Origin of the sequence: Virgibacillus sp. 6R (assembly GCF_001895305.1) — a bacterium.
GTDB lineage: Bacteria > Bacillota > Bacilli > Bacillales > Amphibacillaceae > Virgibacillus > Virgibacillus pantothenticus.
Genome location: NZ_CP017762.1, coordinates 145,153 through 165,541, shown reverse-complemented (window position 1 = coordinate 165,541; position 20,389 = coordinate 145,153). Strand labels below are relative to the sequence as shown.

The 20,389-nt window shown below is 37.0% G+C and carries 21 protein-coding genes and 1 riboswitch; of the genes, 17 read left to right on the top strand and 4 right to left on the bottom strand.

The genetic code is table 11. The features are described 5' to 3' along the window. Positions 1 to 23: 23 nt before the first annotated feature. The gene (locus tag BKP57_RS00800; protein ID WP_050353059.1) at positions 24 to 803 is read right to left on the bottom strand and encodes a YqhG family protein; all 780 of its coding nucleotides are present in this window, start codon (positions 801 to 803) and stop codon (positions 24 to 26) included. Continuing rightward, the gene (locus BKP57_RS00795) at positions 790 to 2,451 is read right to left on the bottom strand and encodes a DEAD/DEAH box helicase (RefSeq protein WP_072740879.1); all 1,662 of its coding nucleotides are present in this window, start codon (positions 2,449 to 2,451) and stop codon (positions 790 to 792) included. The genes BKP57_RS00800 and BKP57_RS00795 overlap by 14 nt, the downstream gene beginning before the upstream one ends. A 142-nt stretch (positions 2,452 to 2,593) precedes the next feature. Continuing rightward, positions 2,594 to 2,706, top strand: a riboswitch (glycine riboswitch). Between the two features lie 284 nt (positions 2,707 to 2,990). On the opposite strand from BKP57_RS00795, the gene gcvT reads away from it, so the two are divergent. Genes gcvT through gcvPB form a run of 3 tightly spaced genes read left to right on the top strand, consistent with a single transcriptional unit; the run spans position 2,991 to position 6,918 of the window. Further along, entirely contained in the window at positions 2,991 to 4,106 is a 1,116-nt protein-coding gene (gene gcvT / locus BKP57_RS00790) for a glycine cleavage system aminomethyltransferase GcvT (protein ID WP_050353057.1), read from the top strand. A gap of 12 nt (positions 4,107 to 4,118) precedes the next feature. After that, a complete protein-coding gene (gene gcvPA, locus BKP57_RS00785) occupies positions 4,119 to 5,468 on the top strand; it encodes an aminomethyl-transferring glycine dehydrogenase subunit GcvPA (protein WP_050353056.1) in 1,350 nt (449 codons plus the stop codon). Then, on the top strand, positions 5,461 to 6,918 hold the full coding sequence (gene gcvPB / locus BKP57_RS00780; RefSeq protein ID WP_050353055.1) for an aminomethyl-transferring glycine dehydrogenase subunit GcvPB: 1,458 nt from the start codon (positions 5,461 to 5,463) through the stop codon (positions 6,916 to 6,918). Before gcvPA ends, gcvPB begins: the two co-directional genes overlap by 8 nt. 135 nt (positions 6,919 to 7,053) lie before the next feature. On the opposite strand, the gene BKP57_RS00775 is transcribed toward gcvPB, so the two are convergent. Beyond that, positions 7,054 to 7,425 carry a rhodanese-like domain-containing protein gene (locus BKP57_RS00775; RefSeq protein WP_050353054.1) on the bottom strand — a complete coding sequence of 124 codons (372 nt, stop codon included), beginning with the start codon at positions 7,423 to 7,425 and terminating at the stop codon, positions 7,054 to 7,056. A gap of 661 nt (positions 7,426 to 8,086) precedes the next feature. On the opposite strand from BKP57_RS00775, the gene mntR reads away from it, so the two are divergent. Beyond that, on the top strand, positions 8,087 to 8,518 hold the full coding sequence (gene mntR, locus BKP57_RS00770; protein WP_050353053.1) for a transcriptional regulator MntR: 432 nt from the start codon (positions 8,087 to 8,089) through the stop codon (positions 8,516 to 8,518). 626 nt (positions 8,519 to 9,144) lie between these two features. Next, the gene (locus BKP57_RS00765) at positions 9,145 to 10,038 is read left to right on the top strand and encodes a patatin-like phospholipase family protein (protein ID WP_050353052.1); all 894 of its coding nucleotides are present in this window, start codon (positions 9,145 to 9,147) and stop codon (positions 10,036 to 10,038) included. Positions 10,039 to 10,237: 199 nt separating this feature from the next. Here BKP57_RS00765 and BKP57_RS00760 read toward each other — a convergent pair whose 3' ends face one another. Further along, positions 10,238 to 10,615: an SA1362 family protein gene (locus BKP57_RS00760; RefSeq protein WP_050353051.1), complete on the bottom strand. Its 378-nt coding sequence runs from the start codon at positions 10,613 to 10,615 to the stop codon at positions 10,238 to 10,240. 428 nt (positions 10,616 to 11,043) lie between these two features. Here BKP57_RS00760 and BKP57_RS00755 point away from each other — a divergent pair, with 428 nt between their 5' ends. The 12 genes from BKP57_RS00755 to accB all read left to right on the top strand — a co-directional run bounded on the left by BKP57_RS00755 (position 11,044) and on the right by accB (position 20,383). Further along, positions 11,044 to 11,571, top strand: coding sequence for a YqhR family membrane protein (locus BKP57_RS00755; RefSeq protein WP_072740878.1), 528 nt, complete (start codon positions 11,044 to 11,046; stop codon positions 11,569 to 11,571). A 106-nt stretch (positions 11,572 to 11,677) separates the two neighbouring features. Beyond that, positions 11,678 to 12,739, top strand: a complete 1,062-nt coding sequence (locus tag BKP57_RS00750; protein WP_050353050.1) for a M24 family metallopeptidase — start codon at positions 11,678 to 11,680, stop codon at positions 12,737 to 12,739. Positions 12,740 to 12,751: 12 nt separating this feature from the next. Next, positions 12,752 to 13,309: an elongation factor P gene (efp, locus tag BKP57_RS00745; protein ID WP_050353049.1), complete on the top strand. Its 558-nt coding sequence runs from the start codon at positions 12,752 to 12,754 to the stop codon at positions 13,307 to 13,309. Between the two features lie 1,091 nt (positions 13,310 to 14,400). After that, complete coding sequence (gene spoIIIAA, locus BKP57_RS00740; RefSeq protein WP_050353048.1) at positions 14,401 to 15,327, top strand: stage III sporulation protein AA; 927 nt, start codon at positions 14,401 to 14,403, stop codon at positions 15,325 to 15,327. Continuing rightward, positions 15,324 to 15,836 (top strand): stage III sporulation protein SpoIIIAB, encoded by a 513-nt coding sequence (gene spoIIIAB / locus BKP57_RS00735; protein ID WP_050353047.1) that lies wholly within the window; start codon positions 15,324 to 15,326, stop codon positions 15,834 to 15,836. Before spoIIIAA ends, spoIIIAB begins: the two co-directional genes overlap by 4 nt. 19 nt (positions 15,837 to 15,855) lie before the next feature. Continuing rightward, positions 15,856 to 16,062, top strand: coding sequence for a stage III sporulation protein AC (spoIIIAC, locus tag BKP57_RS00730; protein ID WP_021291150.1), 207 nt, complete (start codon positions 15,856 to 15,858; stop codon positions 16,060 to 16,062). Positions 16,063 to 16,068: 6 nt separating this feature from the next. Then, entirely contained in the window at positions 16,069 to 16,461 is a 393-nt protein-coding gene (gene spoIIIAD, locus BKP57_RS00725) for a stage III sporulation protein AD (RefSeq protein WP_050353046.1), read from the top strand. Between the two features lie 51 nt (positions 16,462 to 16,512). After that, complete coding sequence (gene spoIIIAE / locus BKP57_RS00720) at positions 16,513 to 17,703, top strand: stage III sporulation protein AE (RefSeq protein WP_050353045.1); 1,191 nt, start codon at positions 16,513 to 16,515, stop codon at positions 17,701 to 17,703. A gap of 20 nt (positions 17,704 to 17,723) precedes the next feature. Further along, positions 17,724 to 18,338 (top strand): stage III sporulation protein AF, encoded by a 615-nt coding sequence (gene spoIIIAF, locus BKP57_RS00715; RefSeq protein ID WP_232231447.1) that lies wholly within the window; start codon positions 17,724 to 17,726, stop codon positions 18,336 to 18,338. Beyond that, the gene (gene spoIIIAG / locus BKP57_RS00710) at positions 18,335 to 18,964 is read left to right on the top strand and encodes a stage III sporulation protein AG (RefSeq protein ID WP_050353043.1); all 630 of its coding nucleotides are present in this window, start codon (positions 18,335 to 18,337) and stop codon (positions 18,962 to 18,964) included. Before spoIIIAF ends, spoIIIAG begins: the two co-directional genes overlap by 4 nt. Before the next feature lie 13 nt (positions 18,965 to 18,977). Then, on the top strand, positions 18,978 to 19,553 hold the full coding sequence (locus BKP57_RS00705; protein ID WP_050353042.1) for a SpoIIIAH-like family protein: 576 nt from the start codon (positions 18,978 to 18,980) through the stop codon (positions 19,551 to 19,553). Positions 19,554 to 19,903: 350 nt separating this feature from the next. Next, positions 19,904 to 20,383, top strand: coding sequence for an acetyl-CoA carboxylase biotin carboxyl carrier protein (gene accB / locus BKP57_RS00700; protein WP_050353041.1), 480 nt, complete (start codon positions 19,904 to 19,906; stop codon positions 20,381 to 20,383). Positions 20,384 to 20,389 lie beyond the last annotated feature (6 nt).

Here is a 20,389-nt window from a genome sequence, read left to right as displayed (position 1 = left end):
TGATATCGTATGTCACAATAGGATTAAGCTGTGTCGGATGCTAAGTAAAATAATCCACCATTCACGACATGGTAAGTAATTTTTGGTTGAAATCGTTCTTGTATTTCCTTGAGTTCTCGTTCCATCGTCTCATCTTCCCTATCTTCGGTGTAAAAATGATGTAATAGCTTGGTTTCTTCTTCTAATGCCTGTAAAGCTTCTACTGCCCATGAATGCTCTTGACTTTCTACATACTGATCGAGTACCGACTCAATACGTTTATAACCGCTATGAAGCTTAATCATTGGCGAAAGTGTATAGCAATAGTCGGAAATAGTCGTTTCAAGCGAAATAGCTTTTAGCAGATCCATCATATCCGATTTCAAAACGCCATTGATTAAATTGAGACCAATAGAAAACAGTTCATCTCGCTTATGTTTTCCTTGATAGCTAATTTTAATATTCGTCACTAGCCAAGGGAAGAGCGGGGTATTCACATTTGGATTGAGTTGCTGAAATAGCTTGGTGTACTTTTCTGCTTGTTGTAAATAACGTATAATCTGTTGTAAGCGTGGACTACCAAAATGGATCCATTCCCCCTTTTCCTGCCGCTTATCAGGGTTTGTTATTAGTGTAAGTTGCATGGGATCTCCTGGATAGCCCATTTTTTTTATATAATGCCAATAAAACGGTCTGTTCATAAGCACCTTGTCCATCTCCTCTGTGAGTTGAATGGTCAATACCCCGTCATGATTAGTTAAAATTGGACAGCGATGTGCTTTGAAAAAATCATACAGAAATGCATTTAAATCATGTATCTCCATATTGCTTTTCCTCCTGTATATCAGATCTTTGCGCTGACTCAATTACAGCCGAGAGATTTTGCAGTTTGATTTTAGCTTCACCAACAGTTGCTGATTCTGCATAAATTTGTTCAATTTCCTTTTCCATATTATCAATGGATAACTCACTTAAAATAGCATCTAAATCACCAATGACATGCTCAAATAGATGAATCTTCTCGTACAACAGCTTCATAATATGTTCTTCCACCGTATCTCTAATTGCAAAATTATAGACAAACACATCTTTCTCTTGACCATAGCGATGAATACGTCCAATTCTCTGTTCTAAACGCATCGGGTTCCATGGTAAGTCATAGTTAATCATATAATTACAAAATTGCAGATTTATCCCTTCGCCTCCAGCTTCTGTTGCAATTAATACTTGGGCATGATCTTTAAATAGTTGGCGCATCCAGTCTTTTTTCCCACGTTTAAATCCTCCACGGAAAGGAACGGAACTGATGCCATTTTGTTGTAAATAATATTGCAAGTAAAATTGCGTGGCACGATATTCTGTGAAGATAATGACTTTCTCATTGCCGATTTTATTAATAAGTTCCACCACTTTTGCTGCTTTTTGATGGTGAGGTAATTGTTCAATTTTTTGTACCACATCTTGAATGGATTCTAATTGTGGATTTTCAGCAAGTATTTTTTTTAAGGATAAATAGCACGCTTCCCTCGATGAACAAAATTCACGTAGATAGGTAATTTTAGAAAATGCAGGAAACAGTGCTGTACTTGCTTCTAACGTTTGATAAACTTCTGCTTCTTCACTTGTGAATTCTGTCCAAATCGTTTCAATGTGTCGCTTAATTTGATTTAGACCTGTTTCTTTTCTCGTGTTTCTTACCATTACTTTTTGGATTAATTGTTTTAAAAATAAATCTTGTTTCATATTTTTCCGGTCGTTTCCGTAGCTTGCTTTAAAAGAATCATAGTTACCTAAATGTCCTGGTTTTAGGATGGACACGAGATTAAAAATCTCCAGCAATTCATTTTGAACGGGAGTAGCGGTTAATAATAGGCAGTACTTCTTTTTTAACGACCGTACAAATTGGTAATTTTTTGTTTTATGGTTTTTTAACTTATGTGCTTCGTCCACAAGGACTAAATCATAATCTAAGCTAAGAATGGTTTCCTGGTGCTGTACCCTTTTAGCAGTATCTAAAGAAGAAATAATAATATTGCCTTGCTCCCAGCTCATGTTTTTACGATAAGCTACTGCCGGAATATAAAACTTTTCGTTTAGTTCTCTTTCCCATTGGTTTACTAAAGAAGCAGGCACTAAAATGAGTGCTTTTTTCACTAACCCACGGATCATATATTCTTTTAATACCAGTCCAGCTTCAATAGTCTTTCCCAACCCAACTTCATCGGCTAAAATGGCTCTGCCATGCATTTGTTCCATAACTTGTTCTGCAGTCCGAATCTGATGATCTAAAAAAGAAATGTGAGGCAAAAATTCTAACGCTTGTAATCCTGTAAAGTTAGGCACCATGGTTGTTTGTTCAGCGGCATAGGCCATGGAGAACAACTCCCAAGAAGAAAGAGGGGTATTTTTTTCAAGTTTATCTTCAAGTTCCTTGATGAAGCTATCATCTTTTTCTACATAGATCGATTTCATGGTAACCTTCCTTTTTTGTTGAATATATCGTTTCTCTATTTTATCTTGCTAAATATGTGATATAATAATACACAATAAAATAGATGTTTCATTGATGGATTAGTACATAGTATAACCAAAACTACATTTTTCATAAAAGCGAATGAATACAAGGGGAGAGCTTACATAGATTCCATATAGTAATGAGTCAAACTATGTAACGCCGAAGGAGCAAGCGAAAGCGAATCTCTCAGGCAAACAGACTCTTGTAGGACGCAACTCTGGAGAGTGTCTACAGCAGCGGTTAGCTGTGGACCACCCACGAAGCAAATACCAATCCTTGTATTGGTATGCAACTTTCTGGTAGCAGGACAGAGATTTCATGAAAAAACGATGAAATCTCTGTTTTTATTGCGCGTAAAAAACTAAATATTTGCAAGAGTGGATTCTAGATTGAACCGTTTTTGAAGTATTGGAGTTAAGCGTGCAATCTGACAAATCAATGTTGAAAAAGATTTGTCACCAATTGAGTTTCTAACAATGATAAGGGAGTGATTGGGATGAGTGAGTTAAAAAAAACGCCTCTATATCCTATTTACGAAGTGTATGGGGCAAAATCTATTGATTTTGGCGGTTGGAACTTACCTGTTCAGTTTAAAGGAATTAAGCATGAGCACGAGGTAACGAGGACAAAAGCTGGGTTATTTGATGTATCACATATGGGTGAAATCGCAGTTAAAGGGTCGAAAAGTTTAGAATTTTTGCAAAAAGTTGTCACGAATGACGTAGCGAAGCTTACTCCTAAACGAGCACAGTATACGTTTATGTGTTATGAAGACGGTGGTACCGTCGATGACTTTCTAATCTACATGCTGGCAGAAAATGACTACTTGCTGGTTGTAAACGCGGCAAATACGGAAAAAGACTATCAATGGCTGTTAGATCATAATAACTACAGTAATGCAGAAGTGAAAATTGAAAATGTATCAGAAGATTACGCGCAACTCGCTTTACAAGGTCCTCTCGCAGAAGAAATATTGCAATCGTTAACAACGACAGATTTATCAGCGATTCGCTTTTTTAGATTTGAGGTGGATGTTGCCTTTACTGGAATAGAGGGAAGAGCAATTGTGTCGCGTACGGGGTATACAGGTGAAGATGGATTTGAAATTTATGTCCCTGCAGCTAGTGGAATTCCACTTTGGAAAGCGATTTTAGAAGCTGGTAAAGAAAAAGGAGCAGAACCGATCGGTTTAGGAGCCAGAGATACATTGCGGTTTGAAGCGGCTTTACCTTTGTACGGTCAAGAATTATCACCAACGATTACTCCAGTGGAAGCTGGTTTAACATTTGCCGTAAAGGTGAATAAAGCAGTCGACTTCATTGGTAAGCAAGTTCTGAAAAAACAAATGGAACAAGGTGCTGACAGACAGCTTGTAGGCTTGGAAATGATCGATAAAGGTATTCCTCGAACTGGATATGAAATTTATGATGGCCCGTCAAAGGTCGGTGTAATTACTTCAGGCACCCAGTCGCCAACGCTTGAAAAAAATCTAGGACTTGCTTTAGTAAATAGTGCTTATGCAAAAGAGGGAACAGAATTCCTCGTGCAGGTTCGGAAGCGGCAGTTACAAGCGAAAGTGGTAAGTACGCCTTTTTATAAACGAGAAAAATAGGGGGAGAAATCAATGGAATTTCGTTATTTACCTATGACTGAAGATGACAAACAAGCAATGTTAGCTAGTATCGGTATCAAAGATACAGAAGAGCTTTTTGCTGATATTCCAAGCAATGTACGTTTGCAGCGTTCAATGGAGTTAAAAAAGCCTGCCAGTGAAGCAGATTTAAAAAAAGAATTGGCACAATTAGCTGCAAAAAATGCGAATCTGAAGCAATATATAAGCTTTTTAGGTGCAGGTGTATATGATCATTTTATTCCATCTGTTGTCGATCATGTTATTTCCAGGTCAGAATTTTATACAGCATACACGCCGTATCAGCCGGAAATATCACAAGGTGAGCTGCAAGCGATTTTTGAATTTCAAACAATGATTTGTGAATTAACAGGAATGGATGTTGCAAATTCGTCGATGTATGATGGTGGAACAGCTTTGGCTGAAGCAGTGAATTTAAGTGCAGCACAAACAAAGCGAAAAAAAGTTTTAGTGTCTAATGCTGTCCATCCACAATACCGAGCTGTTATTGAGACCTATGCGAAAGGTCCTAATTTGGAAATCATTTATATTGATACGAAGAATGGAAAAACGGATGTAGCGAAACTTAAAGCTGCTTTGGATGAAGAAACGGCAAGTGTTGTTATACAGTATCCAAACTTTTTTGGGCAATTAGAACCGATGGAAGAGGTACAGCAACTGCTTGAAAATCAAAAGAAAACAATGTTTATCACATCAAGTAACCCATTAGCTTTGGGATATTTGACACCGCCTGCAGCATTTGGTGCGGATATTGTTGTTGGTGATACACAAGTATTTGGTATCCCATCCCAATTCGGCGGACCCCATTGCGGTTATTTTGCAACAACAAGGAAGCTTATGCGTAAGGTGCCGGGAAGATTAGTAGGTCAAACGACAGATGAAGATGGTGTTAGAGGATTTGTTCTTACATTACAGGCGAGAGAACAACATATTCGTAGAGATAAGGCTACTTCCAATATTTGTTCAAACCAAGCGTTAAATGCTCTTGCGAGTGCAGTAGCGATGAGCTCAATCGGAAAGCATGGACTGAAGAAAATGGCAGCTATGAATATGAAAAAAGCACGTTATGCGATGAAAAAGCTGCAAGAAGCAGGATTTACCATTGCTTGTAAAGGTGTGTTTTTCAATGAGTTTATTATTCAATTGGATAAGCCTGTCGCAGAAGTCAATGAGCGATTGCTTGAAAAAGGGATCATTGGAGGATATGATCTAGCAAGAGATTATCCTGACATGAACGGACATATGCTTATAGCTGTTACGGAAAACAGAAAGATGGAAGAAATAAATCAATTTGTTAAAGAATTGAGGGATATTCATGGCTAATCAAGACTTTCCATTAATTTTTGAACGTAGTAAAGCTGGAAGAACAGGGTATAGTTTGCCAGAATTAGAGGTTCCTGATATCGATTTAGAGGAAGAACTGGAAGAAGCTTATATTCGAAAAGAAGCACCAGATCTCCCTGAGATTAGCGAACTAGATTTAATGCGCCATTATACGGCTCTATCGAACAGAAATTATGGTGTGGATTCTGGTTTTTATCCATTAGGCTCATGTACCATGAAATATAATCCGAAAATTAACGAAGATGTTGCACGTATGGATGGTTTTAGTCATATTCATCCGGATCAGCCTGAAAGCAGTGTGCAAGGGGCAATGGAAATGATGCATGATCTACAAACTGCATTGTGCGAGATAACGGGAATGGATGAAGTCTCATTGCAATCTGCTGCAGGTGCGCAAGGTGAATGGACTGCTTTAATGATGATTCGTGCTTTTCATGAGGCAAATGAAGACTTCCACCGTACGAAAGTGATCGTTCCGGATTCAGCACATGGTACGAATCCTGCTTCTGCGACGGTTGCCGGTTTTGAGTCTGTAACAGTACAATCTAACGAAAAAGGGCTTGTTGATTTAGAGGATTTGAAACGAGTAGTTGGTCCTGATACAGCAGCATTAATGTTAACGAACCCGAATACGTTAGGCTTATTTGAAACAGAAATTGAAGAAATGGCAAAAATCGTGCATGACGCAGGTGGAAAACTTTACTATGACGGAGCTAATTTAAACGCAATTATGGGTTATGCACGCCCTGGAGATATGGGGTTTGATGCTGTTCATTTAAATTTGCACAAAACATTTACGGGTCCTCATGGAGGCGGAGGTCCTGGCTCTGGACCGGTTGGTGTGACCGAAGAATTAAAACCATTCTTACCGAAGCCATTATTAGAAAAGCAAGGAGAAGCATACCGTTTTAACTATAATCTTCCTAACTCAATTGGTAGGGTGAAACCATATTACGGTAACTTTGGAATTTATTTACGTGCTTATACGTATATTCGTACAATGGGTGCAGAAGGGTTAAAGAAAGCGAGTGAGTATGCTGTATTAAATGCAAACTACTTGATGAGACAATTAGAGGAAGAATATGATCTTCCTTTTGATCAACATTGCAAGCATGAATTTGTGCTCTCTGGCAGACGTCAGAAAAAGCTCGGTGTACGCACATTAGATATTGCTAAACGTTTGTTGGATTATGGGTATCATCCACCAACGATTTATTTCCCGTTAAATGTAGAAGAGGCACTAATGGTAGAGCCGACAGAAACGGAAGCAAAAGAAACACTAGATGGATTTATCGAGGTAATGAAAAAGATTGCTGCTGAAGCAAGAGACGAACCAGAACTAGTACAAGAAGCTCCACATGATACGATCGTTAAGCGAATGGATGAAACAACGGCTGCTAGAAAGCCGATTTTGCGGTATGAAAAATAATAGCATAGCAGGTAGTTTTCTGTTTCGCACGCTGTCGTGAGCTCAACGAACTAAAGTCATAACCAAAACCCAAAGGCAGTATAGCTGGTGACCTTTGGGTTTATTTGCGTTGATAAACTTATCGAAACTAGAAGTTTAAGATTGTTTAATCTTACCAGTCCACTTCTTAAAGCCGCCTTTTAAAACACTAATATCTTTGTATCCTTTTTTATGCAAAAGTTGTGCGGCTCTTGCAGCTCTTGAACCACCTTGACAATAAAGGTATACTGGTTTGTCTTTACGCATTTCCACCAAGCGTTGTTTCATTTGCGTTACTGGTATATTTCTGGCGCCAAGAATATGACCGCGTTTGAATTCTTGCGGTTCCCGTACATCGATTAATTGAGCTTTACGATAACCTTCACGAAATTGGTCTTCCGTTAATGTTTTTAAATACATGCGTTGTCTAAAAAAACGAAATATAAGGAAGGCTGCAAGAACTACGATGAGTATTACTAAAAATTCCATTATTTTTCCCCCGTCTTTCACATTTGTACAATCTCTATTATAGGTGGTAAAACGGGATTTTTCAAAAATTATATCAAAGCTTTTTATTTGCAGCAAGGTATGATTCATATGATACAGAGGTTATTATAATATTGAATAATCTCGAAAGATAATTAGGGGATAGAGGAATTCAAGCGCAAATGCCAGCATCAGCAAGCGGTGAGCAAAGAAAACTATATGTGAGGCTTTACTTTACGAGGATGGGGATGCAGTTTTGATTCTATATGTTGCATCTGTTGGATACGTATTCTTATAAAGTTCAACTTTTTTAGAGATCATGGGTCAATGAGATCTCCAAGTTGTTAGTAAGCTGCCTACGGAAAGCAAAGTATATTTTTGGCGGGTTATACCATCCATTATTTCTAGATAGTTCAGAGTTTACTTTGAAAAAAATACTTTAGTCCTTTACGATTATTCAATAAGTATTATTAAATTGCCATGATAGTAAGTAGAGTGGCTCCAGCAAATAAGTGGCAGATTCTTACTTAAAACGGGGGATGAAAACAATAGCGATATGTGGTACGATGTTTTAGCTTGTTTCCTATTCGTATTTCATGTATTCTTAATACAGAAACAATTTTGCCTTAGATAAAAAATTATTCTTGAAATGGAGGATATATAAATGCCTACACCAAGCATGGAAGATTATATAGAACAAATTTATAATTTAATGGAGTCGAAAGGGTATGCACGTGTTTCAGATATTGCTGAAGCATTAGAAGTACATCCTTCTTCAGTAACAAAAATGGTGCAAAAATTAGATCGAGATGATTACTTAAATTATGAAAAATACCGGGGATTTATACTAACACCTAAAGGAAAAAAAGTTGGTGAACGGTTAGTATTCCGACATGACTTGCTAGAAGAATTTTTACAAATCATCGGGGTAGAGCATGAAAATATTTATAATGATGTAGAAGGTATTGAACACCATTTGAGCTGGAATTCCATTGATCGGATTGGCGATGTTGTCAATTATTTTAAGCAAGATGAAGCAAGAGTTGAAGCGTTGAAACGTACACATCAAGAAGCAGAGTTAGAAAGTAACTCATAAAATTATTTACAGGTTAATCCATCCATAATGAATGCGTAGCTTTTAATTTATCTTGGCTTATTAGCGAGATACCGCTACCAAAAATCGTAATACTCACTCAGTATCCTACTAGATCGGCCTTTGTGTCGAAGTTTCAGCAGTTGCTTTTACATGATTTATGGGTTTCTACTTGTTCACAGGATGAGTGTGGCTTTTGGGGAAGTATGTTATGTATAGAATAGAGAAAGCTTACTTTGATTTTCCTCTACAAAAGGTTCTAATTTGCTACCCTTCTGCTTACTTATAAAACTAATAGGAGCGTGTTCATACAGAAGGTAAAAATACGTACTGGTAGCTAAAAGCTGATGAATTTATTGTCAATGTTATGTAAAGCTGCTTCCTGCCCTAAAGAAAGTAAATGACTTTCCTGTGCGCGATGTATTTACTGCCTGAAGCCGTAAGCCTTTCTTATCAGATGCAATGCATGACTAGCGAATTCTCTGAGTCAAAATTGGAGGCAGGCTTAGATAAATAATATATATACGAAGGCGCTAGGAACATGAAGCTGCACAGAACGTGTTATTTTGCCGGATATTTGAATACCCCTTAAAAAAAAGAAGCCTATAAGCGATGAGGGGAGAATGCTTATGCGGATTGATGGTGTTTTTTCGGGTGGCGGCGTGAAAGCTTTTGCGTTTATTGGTGCAATGAAGCGGATAGAAGAAAAAGGGTTTACATGGGAGCGAGTCGCAGGTACTTCAGCTGGCGCAATTATAGCTTGTTTACTAGCGGCTAAATATACGTATCAAGAAATACAAGCATTTATGGAACATTTGGATTTAAAGGATTTCTTAGACCCTCCAGCATTAGCAAAGTGGATACCTGTAACAAAGTGGTTGTTTTTATATTATCAATTAGGAATATACAAAGGGAATAAATTAGAAAAGTGGATTGCTGCAAAATTGGCGGCGAAGAACATTTACACGTTCAAAGATATTCAACCAGGGTATTTAAAAGTCGTTGTTAGTGATATATCTTTAGGTAAACTTGTTGTTATTCCTGATGATTTGGAAAGAATTTACGGCATCTCCCCAGAAAACTTTTCTGTAGCTAAAGCAATTCGCATGAGTGCAGGTTTTCCGTATTTTTTCATGCCCAACAAAATAACAGCAAGTAACCAAGGGAAAAGTTTGATTATTGATGGTGGTCTATTAAGTAATTTTCCACTATGGGTGTTTGAAAAAAAACCTCATAAAAGAACTCGTCCAATCATAGGTGTGAAATTAACTACTACCCCAATCCAAGAATTAAAACCCCGAAAAATTAAAACAGCACTCCATATGTTTCATGCTTTATTTCTTACTATGAAAGAAGCACATGATGCCCGATATATTTCCACAACAGATGCAAAAAACATCGTTTTTATTCCTGTGCGAAATATTGAAAGTACTGATTTTTATATCGATCAAACTACAAAAGAAACGCTTATTCAAGCAGGATATGAATATACAGATACATTTCTCGATCGATGGCCCAAGTAGTTTTCCTGGTTTTCTTTTAGAATAAGCAGACAAAACATAAGTACTTATCATCCGCGCGATATTTTCTGAAAATTGAAGTGAAGGCGTAAGTAGTAGACTAACGTGAGTATAAAAGGATAAGGGAAAAAAGCAGGTTATCACAACTAATCTAAGATGAACAAAATGGATAGCTTCCTAGTGAAAAAGAAAGGATCGTGCGTTAAAAAGAGGCACGATCCTTTCTTTTATGTTTATTACCATCAATTACTCGTAAATGAGCTGCACGCTTGTTTCTTTTCTTTCGAAGTGCGTTAGATGGTTGTTCTTTTGCAGCGGTTGCTTTATGAACAGGTTTTTGATGATGGTATTTCGCTTTTGATTGCTTTACCGCTTGCTTATATTTCTTCATTTCATTAGAAGAATTCTTTTTTCGAATAAACAAAAAATAGATAATCGTAAATAGAACGACTCCGACTCCGATAGAAATTAACATACTGTTGATAAAACTGACGGTGTTTGTAAACAGCTGTGTCGTTAGTCCAATCACAGCTAAACCAATAATCATATACACCGGAATAGAAATAGATTTTCGCTTCATGACGTGTCCTCCTATCTATATTTATAATTTAAATCTCATGAACTACTCCGAGCAATCATTGCTTCTGTTTGACTCTTTGGAATGAAACGAGCCAAGAGGGGAAATCGGTTTTTCATGATTTATTGTTCCGAGAAGTATACTCGAGTATACTTCCTGCTTGCTTCCTCTTTTTCTAGTGAGAGTATGGACGATATCTTTAGAACGATATATGTTTATGAACATCATTTATAGCATTACCTGTTTGATGATAAAATATTCCACTTTTATTTTTTGCAAGGGATAGATTGCATAATTTTCATATGTCTTTGCTTTTATTTTACTTCATTACTAGGGAAATAACTAGAAAAAACAGGATATAGTGAATGAATATATATTATTGGGATTGGTACATCCCAAATAGGTCATACTACATATTGGAGGTGTTCAGATTGAAAGAACAAAAGAAACAGTTAGAACAAAACAAACATGAAACGCCAATGACTATCTTGTCAAGATCACTGTTGACAGGATTTATCGGGGGAGTAATTTGGAGCGCTTTCGGCACAGTTTTGTACTTTTTTAATTTTTCTCAAGTAGCTCCAAAATCGTTTGTACTCAGTTCATGGTTTCATGCAGATTGGATCGATACTTGGCTTGGGAATATTATTGCCATTCTAGTTATTGGAATCATTTCGATTGCAGTTGCGTTAGCTTACTTCTTGTTATTTAAAAAAGTAAATTCTGTTTGGATGGGAGTTGCTTTTGGGATTATATTATGGGGGGCTATTTTTTATGTGTTGAATCCCATTTTTACAACGGTCCCATCTGTTCAAAAATTGGATATCGATACTATTGTATCGAGCCTATGCGCCTACATTCTTTATGGTACATTTATCGGGTATTCTATATCGTATGATTATCATGATTTACAGGGTGCTAATAATAACGCAAATCAAACCGAGGCAAAGCAGTCATAAGCTTTGAAACGACAACTTATATTATTCAAATAGCTATCTTTATGATAAACTGGATACAGTCGATTTTCCTGTACAAAAATGAACGAATAGGGAAGGGATGAGAAGGATGAGCAAACTCACCAAATTAAGACAGTTGCTTCAAGCAAAAGAATTAGATGGCATTTTAATCTCCAGTTCCATCAACCGTCGCTATATAACTGGTTTTACCGGTACAGCAGGTGTTGCATTAGTAAGCCAAACAGATGCTCGTTTTGTTACTGACTTTCGTTATACGAAGCAAGCGAATGATCAGATCGCTGATTTTACAGTAGTGGAGCATCAAAATGGATTGAACGAAGAAATAAAAAGCCAACTAAAGGAAATGGACATTCAAAAATTAGGATTTGAGCAAGACCATGTTACATATAGTCAGTATACAACGTTTAAGGACACATTCGAAGCGGAATTGATTCCTGTGGATAATATGGTGGAAGCGTTACGGATTATTAAAACGAGCGATGAGCTGGACATTATGAAAAAAGCTGCAAAAATAGCAGATGATGCGTTTGAACATATTCAAGCGTATATTAAGCCTGGCGTAAGAGAGATAGATATTTCTAATGAATTGGAGTTTTTTATGCGTAAGCAAGGTGCAACCTCTTCCAGTTTTGATATTATAGTAGCTTCTGGAAAACGTTCAGCTTTACCTCATGGCGTTGCCTCGGATAAAAAAATCCAAGCTGGTGAACTTGTAACGATGGATTATGGCGCATTATATCAAGGCTACTGTTCTGATATTACCCGTACCGTAGCAGTAGGGGAAATCAGTGAGCAATTACATTCTATATATCATGTTGTTTTAGAAGCGCAATTACGCGGTGTAACTGCAATTAAATCTGGCATTACTGGAAAAGATGCAGATGCTGCTACAAGGGATTATATTAAAGAGAAAGGCTATGGAGACTATTTTGGTCACTCCACAGGTCATGGGCTAGGTCTTGAAGTTCATGAGGCTCCTTCGTTATCTTTTCGGTCAGAAAAACCATTAGAAACAGGTATGGTCGTTACCGTAGAGCCTGGTATATACATTCCTGAAGTTGGCGGTTGTAGAATTGAAGATGATGTTGTCGTAACAGAAACAGGAAATGAACGACTAACTTTAGCACCGAAAGAATTAATTCAGCTATAATGGAGGCATAATATGATTTCAGTGAACGATTTTAAAACAGGATTAACGATAGAAGTAGATAATGATATTTGGCAAGTAATGGAATTCCAACATGTAAAGCCTGGGAAAGGAGCTGCATTTGTACGTTCTAAACTTCGGAATTTACGAAATGGTAATATTCAAGAAAGAACATTTCGTGCTGGAGAAAAGGTAGGGAAGGCACATATTGAAACAAAGAAAATGCAGTACTTATATGCATCTGGTGATATGCATGCGTTTATGGATACCAATACGTACGAACAAATAGAGCTCTCCAGCAGTCAAATTGACCATGAGTTAAAGTTTATGAAAGAAAATATGGAAGTCTCCATTGTGACTTATGAAGGGGAAGTGCTAGGAGTGCAACTGCCAAATAACGTCGAGTTAGAAGTAGTCGAAACAGAGCCAGGTATTAAAGGTGATACAGCAAGTGGCGGCTCAAAACCAGCTACGTTAGAGACGGGTCATACGGTGCAAGTACCTTTCTTTATTAATAAAGGAGACGTGTTGGTCATTAATACATCAGACGGAAAGTACGTATCAAGAGCATAAGTTGAAAAAACAGTCCATTAGAGGCTGTTTTTTTTATTGTATAGCGTACAATGTCAAGTACTTTTTTCAAGTTTTTGAGTAATTCTAACACACCTACTGTAATTATCATTTTTACAAGTAGCATTTAACCAAGTTTTTTATGAAAAAGGCTCTATTTTCTTGATTCAAAAATGGGTTTTCACTCGATTCTTTATCTGCATTGATGCAATCTGGCATTGAGTACAAAATAGTAATAACGTACTAATTCTCATTTACAGGTTGAGTGGGATAAGGCTAAACATCAAGGTCAAATCTGCCTCAGGAAATTAGATCCGATCTTCAGCAACGATGCGACTTCACGAAATCTCCCTACGATAAGGCCTCATCGGTTCGTCGCAAAGAGGAAGGCCGACTAAAAACGGGCTTGCCGCTTAGGCGTCGGCATACCCCTGTTTTTAGTGGCATGATTCCTAAATCTTTAGTTGATTCATTCCATTCGCTACGTTGCTAAACGGGCGCCCCGCGCCTTTGTTCAAAGATTACAAAGTATATAATTTGACCCACAGGTTTGTAACACTAGATGTGCCGAATCTTCGGGATACATAGAGTGACCAATGGAGTTTACTGGAAAATCGCCGAAGTTCACAGAGGAATCGCCAGGGTTCACCTTTTATCCAATAACTTCAAGCAAGAACTTCCTTTTTTATATGGGAAATACGTTGCAAGTAACGTTTTACTTATTACAGATAATAAACGCCTTTAGAAAAATATCTATTATACTAATATATCATTTGTAAAATCTTGTCATAGAACAAAAATTATTCTTTCAATAGCTATTCAATTATCTCCCACATGTAACCGGCTGCTTTCATTCCGCGAAGAATCCCAATAGGATGAGCATAAAATCTAAATGCAAGTCAAATGTTCAACTCCTTACTAAGACTTTAGTTTGTATCGTTGCGAAACAAACAATCAATGGGAAAAAGAAAACCTCCGTTCCATAAATTTTCACTAATTTATTACTACTCGTTTACTATCAAGTCATATTTCGTCTGTTGATGCATACATTTACTAATAAATGAAATTGCAAAAAAAGCGAGGGTTAGAAGCTAATGGATGAAATAAGCAGACTTTTTCCTGAACGATTGCAAAAGGAGTTAAATCGTACACTTGCGCATAGATGGGATACTCTACAAGAAATTCGTTTAAGGCTTCAACAACCTGTCGAACTTATCTTTAACCAAACCTATGAACAGCTTGCTCACTTTGTTCCGGACAAGCATGATTTCACTCATATCATCCAGCAATTAAGTGACTATTCCTTATATCGAATGGAAGAAGAGTTAAGGGAAGGATATATGACCATTGAAGGGGGACATCGCGTAGGGTTAGCAGGAAAGGTTAATACGTTACACGGGTCTGTAAAAGCTATTCAGTATATTACGTTTTTAAATATTCGGATTGCCAAGCAAAAAGTTGGCACAGCTAATAAGGTGATCTCACATTTATATCAACAGGGTTATGTTAATACGTTAATTATTGGGGCACCACAAACAGGTAAAACAACTCTTGTTCGTGATATAGCAAGGATGATCTCTACTGGGTGGGAGCATGTTCCACCAAATAAAGTCGGTATCATTGATGAACGCTCTGAAATAGCTGCTTCCATTAAAGGGATACCTCAACATGATGTAGGCGCAAGGACAGACGTGATGGATGCTTGTCCTAAAGCAGAAGGAATGATGATGATGATTCGCTCGATGTCGCCTGAAGTATTGATTGTTGATGAGATTGGCAATCAGAAAGATGTAAATGCCTTAATGGAAGCTCTCCATGCAGGTGTTGCCGTGGTATGTACTGTGCATGGCTATTCCCTAGAAGAATTAAAGCGTCGTCCTGGTGTACAAGTATTGCTTGAGGGAAGGATTTTTGAGCGTTTTGTTCTTCTTAACCGTACAGTAGCATCTGGGCATACGTACACTATTTATGATGCAAACCAAAGAAATTTGCTAACGACAAAAATGGGGGGGTATTCATGATATGGATTGGAGCCATTCTTTTTATTGCCACAACAACCTGGATTGGATTTGAATGGAGCAATCGGCTAGCTAATCGCCCCAAGCATATAAGACAAGTGAAGAATGCATTGCAAATATTAGAAGCAGAAATGATGTATAGTCACTTACCATTACAAGAGGCTTTTTATACGATTCAAAAGCAGACTCCTTTTCCCATTCATGCGTTCTTCGATCGATTGTATAAAAACATGAATTATGAGAGTAAAGATTTTCAAGTTGTTTGGGAAAATAGCTTAGATGCGTTTATGGATATATCTTGTTTAGGAAAGAACGAGCAAGAAATTTTGCGGCAATTTGGACAAACACTGGGAAAACATGATTTTCTGCAACAGCAAAAACATATCCAATTGGCTGCCAGTCATTTAGAACGGGAGTTGGAAGCTGCTAATGAACAGTATCAGAGATATGGGAAAATGACCAAAAGTTTAGGCATATTATGTGGTGTATTTGTCGTATTGTTGCTTTTATAGGTGAAAGGAGTTTATCCCAATGTTTACTGACGCGACGATTTTATTTCAGATTGCAGGAATAGGAATTATTGTTGCTTTAATCCACACCATATTAAAACAAATGGGAAAGGAAGAAATAGCCCAATTTGCTACGTTAATTGGCTTTATTATCGTCCTTGTACTCGTTATTGATGGTCTATCAGATCTATTTCAGCAGATCAAATCCGTATTTCTTTATCAAGGGTAATGTACGATGGATATTTTACAAATTGTGACGTTAGGTCTTGTAGCTAGCTTGCTTTATATTATTTTAAAAAATGTGAATCAAACATTTGCATTTTTTGTGATTTTAATAACTGGCATTGTAATTTTTTTGTCTATCATCCAGCAAATCAATCATATATTTCAGTTGATTCAATCATTAGGAGCTAAGGCGCAAGTAGATGGGATGTATTTGGAAACCATTTTGAAGATTATTGGCATTGCTTATATTGCTGAATTGGGAGCAAGCATAACTAAGGATGCTGGATTAACTTCGGTAGCAAATAAAATAGAGCTTGCAGGGAAATTATTTATCTTATTATTGGCTATTCCGATCATAACTGCAGTAATTGAAGCTATTTTACAATTTATCCCTTCAGCATAATGGATGTTGCATTGCTGGCAAATAAATCCCGGAAAGGAGTTTTTATCGTGGATGAATTATAAACGCATACCTATGATTCTCTTATGTGCTTTTGGCTTTTTCTTTCTGGGATATGACAGAACAGCAGCGGACACTTCTGAAGGAACAGACGATGTAGTTGATGTGCAGGAAAGCATGCTAGAAGAAATATCTTTGGATGGTGTACAAGCGTATTGGAGTAAGCTAGTGAATGAATATGGTGGGTATTTACCGGAGCTTGAAAAAGCAAGCGTGTATGAATTGATAAAAAATCAAAATTCCTTGTCGCCAAAAGCCATTATTATCGGCTTTATGGAATTTTTATTTCATGAACTCATTTTAAACGGTAAGCTATTGGGACTGCTTTTAATGTTAACCTTATTTTCAGCGATGCTGCAGACGATGCATAATGCTTTTGAGGCGAGTACTGTTAGTAAAATAGCCTACTTTGTTGTGTACATTGTGCTTATCTTTTTGGCATTAAACAGCTTCTATTCAGCAGTGACGTATACCAAAGAAGCAATTGACGGTATGAGCAGTTTTATGATTGCGCTCCTACCTTTAGTTTTAGGATTAATGGCATCCTTTGGAAATCTTGTTGCTGTTTCATTTTTTCATCCGATTATCATCTTTCTTATTCATGCAGGTGGACTGATTGTTGCTAATTTTGTTTTGCCGTTATTGTTTTTATCTGCGCTATTAGTGATTGTTAGCAGTTTAACGGAACATTATAAAGTAACGCATTTGGCCAATTTATTTAAATCCATAGCAATCGGTACGCTTGGTGTTTTCTTTACCATTTTTCTTAGCATTATGTCTGTACAGGGAGTAGCAAGTGCCATTCAAGATGGAGTAGCGATGAAAACAGCGAAATTTATAACGGGGAATTTTATTCCGGTTGTTGGTCGAACAATGACAGATGCGGCAGATACGATATTAAGTGCTTCGTTATTGTTAAAAAATGCAGTAGGAATCGTTGGGTTAATCGTTATTTTATTTATCGCTTTATTCCCAGCTTTAAAGATTTTTGCTATTGCATTGATTTACAAACTAGCTGCAGCCATTTTGCAACCAATTGGAGACGGACCAGTAATTACTACATTGAATACGATCAGTAAGTACATTGTGTTTATCCTTGCATGTTTACTAGCAGTATCGTTTATGTTTTTCTTAGCGATTGTCATTATTGTCGTAGCAAGTAATATAACATTACTTTTACGATAGGGGGCGAGCTTAAAGTGGGAATGGTCATAGATTGGGTTACACAAATAATTTTATTTATTTTACTAGCTACGATTATCGATTTAGTTATTCCAGCTACTTCCATGAAGAAATATATTAAGCTCGTCGTTGGATTTATACTTATTTTAATTTTATTAAAACCACTATTTTTTATTTTTCAAATCGATGTTCAACGTGCATTAGAAACCTCTCTATCAGGGGTTTTGCAAGAAATTAACCAGAATGATGCATTAGATAAATCCATTGAAACGCAAAAAAATGAAATAGAAGACACACAAGATGCATATATTTTAGAACAAATGGCTGTCCAACTAAAAGAAATAGCAAAAGAACCGCTTCAGGATAAATTCCAGGCAGAGATCACAGATATTCAATTTCGATTTGCAGATGAACGAGAAAAGACGTATGAAAATTTGGATGAAGTCATTGTGTATGTAAATGAATCAAAAGATGGGGAGGGAGCAGTGCGAATCGTAGATGATGTAGTAATTGATTTAGACAGCCCGGAACAATCAAGAGAAGATAACAAGCTTCAGGACATAGAAGCGATGCTTAATGATCTATGGGAGATAGAACAAAAGAAACTTTTATTGCAGTGGGAGGGAGGGAGATCTTGATAGAAAAATTAAAGAAACTATTTCAAAAGGATGGGAAAAAACCACCTAAAAAAATTAGTTATATGATTATTTTAGCTTTAGTCAGTGTAATGTTGATCATCATAGGAAATATCTTTTCTTCCTCATCTGAAACGGACCTGGAAGAGCCAATACAACAGCCGATAGAACAGAATAGTGAACCAGATGTAAAGGAAACAGCATCTTCAAAGGAAACAACAACGTCAAATATGGAAGAACTGGAATCTATTTATACGAAGGACTTACAGTCATTATTAAATAAAATACAGGGCGTTTCCGAAGCTGAGGTGATGGTGAACCTGGAATCTACAAGTATCAAGGTATATGAGAAAAACTTAATCAAAGGGCAACAGACAACGGAAGAAACTGATACAAATGGTGGGACTAGAGAAACAGAAGACGGTACAGAAGAAACGCAGACAGTGTTGGTGAGACAAGGTGAAAGGGAAGTCCCCTTGCTCATTCAAACGAAAAAGCCGGAAGTCAGAGGTGTATTTGTTGTAGCTAAGGGGGCGGATCATGCAACGGTTAAAAAATGGATTATTGAAGCTGTTTCCCGTGTGTTAGACGTTCCTACACACCGGGTGTCCGTAATGCCAAAGAATTAAGGGAGGAATGAAAATGTTGAAAAAACAAACTGTTTGGCTATTAACGATGTTAAGTTTAATGATTGTATTAAGTGTTTATTATATGACCTCACCTGATAGTGAAGATTTAGCTTATATAAACGATGGACAAGACAATACGAATGAGAAAGCGGTCCCTACTGACTCAGAAGCAAACGATGATGCAGAAGTAGAGGAAATATCAAATGTAGGACAAGATGAGCTTTTTACGACCATTCGTATGGAATTACAAGATAAGCGCAATATGGAAAAAGAGAGATTGACAGACGTTGTAGCTTCTAGCTCTGCCAGCGCCGCAGAAAAAGATGAAGCATTACAAGAAATCGATGCAATTGAAGATTTGGCATCCAAAGAAAAGATTTTAGAAGAGACAATTGTTGCTTCCGCTAATTATGAAGACGTACTTGTACGTTCCGATGATGAAAGTGTAACTGTTCAAGTGAAAGTTGAAGAAAATTTACCGAAATCTGAAGCAGTTTCGATTATCCAAATGGTAAAAGATGAATTAGGGGATAAAAAAGTCAATGTATCCTATCTACCATCTGAAGCGCCAACCAAAAAAGATAAGTAAGGCTATGGAAATCCGGGGCAACTCGGATTTTTTTACACTATAGGAAAGTATAAGAAAAACAAAAGGCTTTCGCCATTAGACTTGGCGACAAGCCAAGTTTTTCTAATATGTAAAATACAACGATTTGTTTATCATTGGTTGAGCACCTCATCCTTTACATATAAGCTGATCGAAGCTTTACTTTATCCTCGCTTTCCATTTATAGTTTGTTATAATTATATCGTAGGCAACTCTTCGTCAAGGATCTCTCATAATATACCTTGAAGTTTGTTCACCATTTATCGTAAAATATTAACAGGAGTTATTAGTACCTAATAATAAGTTAAAAAATGAAGGGGTGCCCTGAATATATGCTAAATGTACAAGAAATACAGGAAATAATAAAGTTAATTGATCAAACATCCATTGAAGAATTCAAATATGAAACAAGCGGAGCGTCTATTTCGATAAAGAAAGCTTCCGCAAATGACCAAGTACAAACGAAAAACATTCCCGTGCAAACTGTATCTGGAACAGAGCAACTGGAAACAGAAAAAACGAGTGAAGACCATATACAAGATTCTGTTCAAGAGGAGCGTACGGTTGCTTTTGACCATGAAATTGTTTCACCAATGGTAGGAACGTTTTATGCAGCTCCATCCCCAGAAAAGGAAAACTTTGTGTCGGTAGGTAGTAAAGTTGATAAATCAACGATAGTTTGTATCGTTGAGGCAATGAAATTGTTTAATGAGATTGAAGCTGAAGTTGACGGAGAAATCGTAGAAATATTAGTAGAAAATGGTGAGCTAGTTGAGTATGGACAGCCACTATTTCGAGTTAGTACAAAGTAAGGGGAT